Origin of the sequence: Acinetobacter sp. UBA3025 (assembly GCF_002367915.1) — a bacterium.
GTDB lineage: Bacteria > Pseudomonadota > Gammaproteobacteria > Pseudomonadales > Moraxellaceae > Acinetobacter.
The window spans coordinates 1-4,817 of the sequence record NZ_DFDO01000016.1 but is presented as its reverse complement, the minus strand read 5'-3'; the positions used below and the strand labels follow the sequence as shown (position 1 = coordinate 4,817).

General features: G+C 41.0%; 6 protein-coding genes. 3 read left to right on the top strand and 3 right to left on the bottom strand.

What is annotated here, in order from left to right; all coding sequences use genetic code 11:
* On the top strand, nucleotides 1-331 hold a 331-nt coding region (locus B4J23_RS00635; RefSeq protein ID WP_291358275.1), incomplete at its 5' end, for an FMN-dependent NADH-azoreductase.
* A gap of 70 nt (nucleotides 332-401) precedes the next feature.
* On the opposite strand, the gene B4J23_RS00630 is transcribed toward B4J23_RS00635, so the two are convergent.
* On the bottom strand, nucleotides 402-1,313 hold the full coding sequence (locus tag B4J23_RS00630; protein WP_291358273.1) for an alpha/beta hydrolase: 912 nt from the start codon (nucleotides 1,311-1,313) through the stop codon (nucleotides 402-404).
* Between the two features lie 155 nt (nucleotides 1,314-1,468).
* Here B4J23_RS00630 and B4J23_RS00625 point away from each other — a divergent pair, with 155 nt between their 5' ends.
* Nucleotides 1,469-1,906, top strand: coding sequence for a DUF2147 domain-containing protein (locus tag B4J23_RS00625; protein ID WP_004781465.1), 438 nt, complete (start codon nucleotides 1,469-1,471; stop codon nucleotides 1,904-1,906).
* Nucleotides 1,907-1,992: 86 nt separating this feature from the next.
* Here B4J23_RS00625 and B4J23_RS00620 read toward each other — a convergent pair whose 3' ends face one another.
* Together B4J23_RS00620 and B4J23_RS00615 are read right to left on the bottom strand one after the other, a co-directional pair.
* The gene (locus B4J23_RS00620) at nucleotides 1,993-2,343 is read right to left on the bottom strand and encodes a Spx/MgsR family RNA polymerase-binding regulatory protein (protein ID WP_180011101.1); all 351 of its coding nucleotides are present in this window, start codon (nucleotides 2,341-2,343) and stop codon (nucleotides 1,993-1,995) included.
* Between the two features lie 468 nt (nucleotides 2,344-2,811).
* A complete protein-coding gene (locus B4J23_RS00615; RefSeq protein ID WP_291358267.1) occupies nucleotides 2,812-3,630 on the bottom strand; it encodes an exodeoxyribonuclease III in 819 nt (272 codons plus the stop codon).
* A 41-nt stretch (nucleotides 3,631-3,671) separates the two neighbouring features.
* On the opposite strand from B4J23_RS00615, the gene pyrE reads away from it, so the two are divergent.
* Nucleotides 3,672-4,322: an orotate phosphoribosyltransferase gene (gene pyrE / locus B4J23_RS00610; RefSeq protein WP_125279724.1), complete on the top strand. Its 651-nt coding sequence runs from the start codon at nucleotides 3,672-3,674 to the stop codon at nucleotides 4,320-4,322.
* Nucleotides 4,323-4,817 lie beyond the last annotated feature (495 nt).

Below are 4,817 nucleotides of genomic sequence, written 5' to 3'. Positions count from 1 at the left end.
GGTTGTTGGGGCCGCTATGTATAACTTCGGCCTACCTTCTACCTTAAAAGCCTGGATTGACCGCATTAGTGTGGCAGGGCGTACTTTTAAATATACAGAAAATGGCCCAGTGGGTCTGGCAGGTGAAAAGAAAGTCTATATTGCCAGTAGTCGTGGTGGTGTTTATGGCGAACAAAGCCCAGTTGATTTCCAGGAAGCTTTCCTGAAAACTGTATTTAACTTTACTGGCGTAACTGATGTGCACGTGATTCGTGCTGAAGGCGTCAATATGGGCGATGCTGCGAAACAGCAGGCAATTGAAACGGCGATGGCTCAGGTAAGCCAGATCTAAAAAGCGATAGAAAATTAATGAACAAAAAGGTCAGTAATTGCTGACCTTTTTTATGGCTTCTTCTAAATTTCTAGTCTCGATCTAGACGATGAGCAAACTCTGAGAGATCCGCCAGCGCTTGTCGAGCCTCTTCAAACCAGGCACTAAACATCTGAAAATTATGCCACATGCCGGTATATAACTTGAATTCAACCTCGACACCCGCCTGTTCCGCTTTTTCCTTGAAGCGTGTGGCATCATCCAGCAGAATCTCTTTAGATCCCACCTGTACATGTATCGGCGGCAAACCACTGAGATCGGCAAAAAATGGGGAAATCTCTGGATCGCCACGATCCATTGCACTCGGTACATAATACTGAATCCCGGTTTTCAGGGTTTCAATCGACAGCAGGGCATCATGTTTCTGATTATAGCGTAGTGATTCACTGGTCAGGGTCAGATCAAGGAAAGGGGAAAGTAGAATTAGCCCACTCACTTGGGGCAGGCCTTCCTGCTGTAATTTGAGTGCCAATGCCAACGCTAGATTAGCACCACACGAATCTCCGGACAGAATAATATCCTTAGCCTGAATGCCCTGATCTAATAACAGATTATAGACATCAAATAGGGCCTCCAAAGGTTCAGGATAAGCAGATTCAGGAGCCAGAGGATAATCAATATGCAGCACCTGCATCTGGGTGCGAGCGGCAATCTGGGTCATAAAGGCACGATGGGTATTTAAGGAACCGAGATAAAAAGCACCACCATGAATATGGAAAATCAGCTGGCTGGATTCCTGCTGTGGTTTGATTTCCTCGGCATGTACACCTGCCAGCCGGAGCGAACGGATTTGTACGGACTTATCTTGCGGAAAAATCTTGCACATCTGCTCCAGTGCGACCCGTAAGGAGCTTGGAGGAAGATTGAACCGACTAGGCGCGCGGATGGTCGCTTTTAAAAGACTTTCTGTAATTAATTGTTTCGTCACGGGGCTCATCTTCATCTTCTTTCCATCTTTTTCTGCTTTTATTGATTATGTAGATTATTTACCAACAATATTTACAAGGTTACACTAAATAGTCACAGGTAAAAATTGCAAAAATGTTGTGACTTTTTAATACTACATCGGTCTATCTCAGACTAGGGAAATGAAGAAAAATGAAAAAAATTACGCTAATGTTAGGACTACTCGGCTTATCTGCGCTGGCCAATGCTGCAGATCCTTTAAATGGTACCGTTTGGAAAACGATTGACGACGAAACCAAACAACCAAAGGCTATAGTAAAATTTACTGAGCAAAAAAATGGGACATTATCTGCAAGCATCCAATCGGTATTAACACCGGGTGAAGAAAATGCTTGTACAAAATGTGAAGGTCCGTATCACAATAAATCGCTGAAAGGTTTAACGATTGTGAAAGGCCTGAAAAATACAGGCGGAACCAGCTATGACAGTGGTTCGATCCTGGATCCAAAATCTGGTAAAACTTATAAGCTGAAAGGCAACCTGACAGACGGCGGCAAGAAACTTGAGCTGCGCGGTTATATCGGCGTGTCTGCTTTAGGTCGTAACCAAACCTGGATTCGTGCCAAATAATAGATCATGACCGTTCTCTAAAAACTACCATAAAAAAGCCTGACAGAAGTCAGGCTTTTTTTATTCTTCCAGCTCATCTGGGATGATTAGTCTTTTAGCTTTTGATAAGCGGCTTCATCAAAACCAGCGATAAAACCAGTTGCAGTCTGTAATACCGGACGTTTGATCAGGCTGGTATGAGTAGTTAAGGCGGTAATCAGATTATCTTCACTGGCAAGGGCATTTTCCTGCTCTTCTGCAGTGAGTTTACGCCAGGTGGTGCCTTTCTTATTCAGTACCACATCTTGACCTAAAGCATCTAGCCAGGTTTTAACAGTATCCGCGTCAATTCCCTGTTTTTTATAATCATGAAATTCGTAAGCCAATCCCAGTTCATCAAGTAAATCAAAAGCTTTTTTCATTGAATTGCAGTTTTTAATGCCATAAATCTTGAGCATGCTCGCTGTATCCCAAACAGTTTATTTATTGATGGCTTAGCTTAGCTGAATTTATGCCGATCGCCTATGTGCTTCCAAGAAGCTTGTTTTTAAGCAATATTTAAAAGACATGTCATTCGATTGACATCGTTTAAGAGCAGAATGGGTATTAAAAGTAAGTGTTGAAGTTTAAGAATAAGAAAAAAATGAAGGTACTGAAATGAGAAAACCCGCATCTAATCATCCTGATTATGCGGGTCTCAATACAACGTCCGTTGTCACATCCTTGAAAAACAAGCTAAATCTGATAGTTTGTTTTATTTTCTTCCTACGGCGTCCTGTCCTTATAATGTCATCCTGACATATCCCTGTGCCGTGTGAGTATCATGCGCTGTTAGGGTCTGAAGATAAACCTGAAAATACGTCATGTAGTGTAGGTAATAAACCTTAATTGAGTGAACAATTGTTCACTCAATACTTGGGTTGGTTTTAGATTTTATAGTCAATAATCACGGGTGCATGGTCACTAAACCATTCATCTTTATAGACCCAGGCATTTACAGTACGGTTTTTCCAGTCCGGTGAACAGGCCTGATAGTCAATCCGCCAGCCCACGTTCTTGGCACGGGCTTGACCACGATTTGACCACCAGGAATACAGTTCGGCTTCTTTACGAACTTCGCGGAACGTATCGACATAACCCAACTCATCATAAATATGATCTAACCAGGCACGTTCATGTGGCAAGCAGCCTGATGCTTTCTGGTTACCGGACCAGTTTTTAATATCGATGCGTTTATGCACGATATTGTAATCACCACAGACAATGATGGATTTCTCTTCATCGCGCCATTGTTTCAGGATCTTTTTATACTCTTCCAGAAAGTGATCTTTACGTGCCTGCGCTTCATCGCCCGAAGAACCTGAAGGTAAATACAGCGAACAGATATGCGCTGTTTTTTCCAGACCCAAGTCAAATTCTGCCGAGATAAAGCGGCCTTGAGAATCAGCCAGTTCAAAACCCAGACCATCAGTAATGGAAACAAAAGGCAGACGGCTATAAATCGCTGTACCTGCATAACCTGGACGCTCGGCAGGGAACAGGTGGGTATACCAGCCTTCAGGCTTGAATTTGTCAGTCCACTGCGCATGGGTAATCCGGCTTTCCTGCATGCAGATCACATCGGCATCAGACTGTTCGATCCACTCTAACAAGCCCTTGCTGACGGAGGAACGTAAACCGTTGACATTAATTGAAACGACACGAAGAATTTTTTGATCACCTGGATAGCTACTCTTTGGTATCATGCGCAAGTCTTACCCTTAATTAATGGATTTAGGAGCACCTCATGTCAACGCCAGCTCAGTTTAACCCGCAAGCTTTTATCGAACTCGCATTATCACGTGGTGTGCTTAAATTTGGTGAGTTTACTTTAAAATCAGGACGTGTGAGTCCTTATTTTTTTAATGCTGGCTTGCTCAATGACGGTGAAGCCTTGTCACTACTGGCTTCTGGCTATGCTGCAAAATTAACTGAATGTGACAATGTTGAAGTGATTTTTGGACCAGCATACAAAGGCATTCCTTTTGTGGCGGCTACAGCAGTGGCGCTGTCTCAAAATCATGGCGTAAGCGTGCCATGGGGTTTTAACCGTAAAGAAGCCAAAGATCACGGTGAAGGTGGTGTGCTGGTAGGTGCTTCAGTGGAAGGGAAAAAAGTCTGGATTATTGATGATGTGATTACAGCCGGTACTGCCATTCGTGAAGTAGTCACCATCCTGAAAAATGCCGGTGCGCAAATTGCAGGTGTACTGGTTGCTCTTGATCGTCAGGAAAAAGGCCAAGGTGAATTATCTGCTATTCAGGAAGTACAAAAAGAACTGGAAATTCCAGTACATGCACTAATTACTATGAAAGATTTAATGAATTACCTAGATGCAAAAGGCGATAGCGAAGCATTGGCGAAAATGGAAGCTTATCGTGTGAAATACGGAATCTAAGACCTGATTCAACAGATAAAAAGTAAAGCCTTAGTAATCTAAGGCTTTACTTTTTATAGGAAGAAAGATTCTGTTCAGGCGACTGTATTTAAAAGAAATATAAATAATAAAATAGAAATTCTGATCTAGATAAACTTTAAATTTGATAAGTTATATTATCTTCTTCAAAATTAAATTTTATATAAATATTCTTCTCAATATATAAATCTTGATCAAAATTATTTTAATTAAAAAGAACAATATTTTTAAAAGAAACTCATTAAAGCATGAATTAAACCTCATAAAGTCTCTTTACAAATAAAATTAATAAGATAGTTATGGTCATTGTTTACAAATTGTAATCCGCCTATATTAAAATAAACATTAAGTAATTAATTATAAGAATTTCATAATTTTAATTGATTTAAAATAAGAGTACTAGGAATGGATTATTGGAACAGTGTTTTATTTATATCGATTATAACGGTGGTAGGTTTGGCCATTATTGTCATGCTG

Bases quoted from the DNA above. Each gene is read 5' to 3' on its own strand.
- B4J23_RS00630 (WP_291358273.1), bottom strand. From the start codon at position 1,313: ATGAAGATGAGCCCCGTGACGAAACAATTAATTACAGAAAGTCTTTTA.
- B4J23_RS00625 (WP_004781465.1), top strand. From the start codon at position 1,469: ATGAAAAAAATTACGCTAATGTTAGGACTACTCGGCTTATCTGCGCTG.
- B4J23_RS00620 (WP_180011101.1), bottom strand. From the start codon at position 2,343: ATGCTCAAGATTTATGGCATTAAAAACTGCAATTCAATGAAAAAAGCT.
- B4J23_RS00615 (WP_291358267.1), bottom strand. From the start codon at position 3,630: ATGATACCAAAGAGTAGCTATCCAGGTGATCAAAAAATTCTTCGTGTC.
- pyrE (WP_125279724.1), top strand. From the start codon at position 3,672: ATGTCAACGCCAGCTCAGTTTAACCCGCAAGCTTTTATCGAACTCGCA.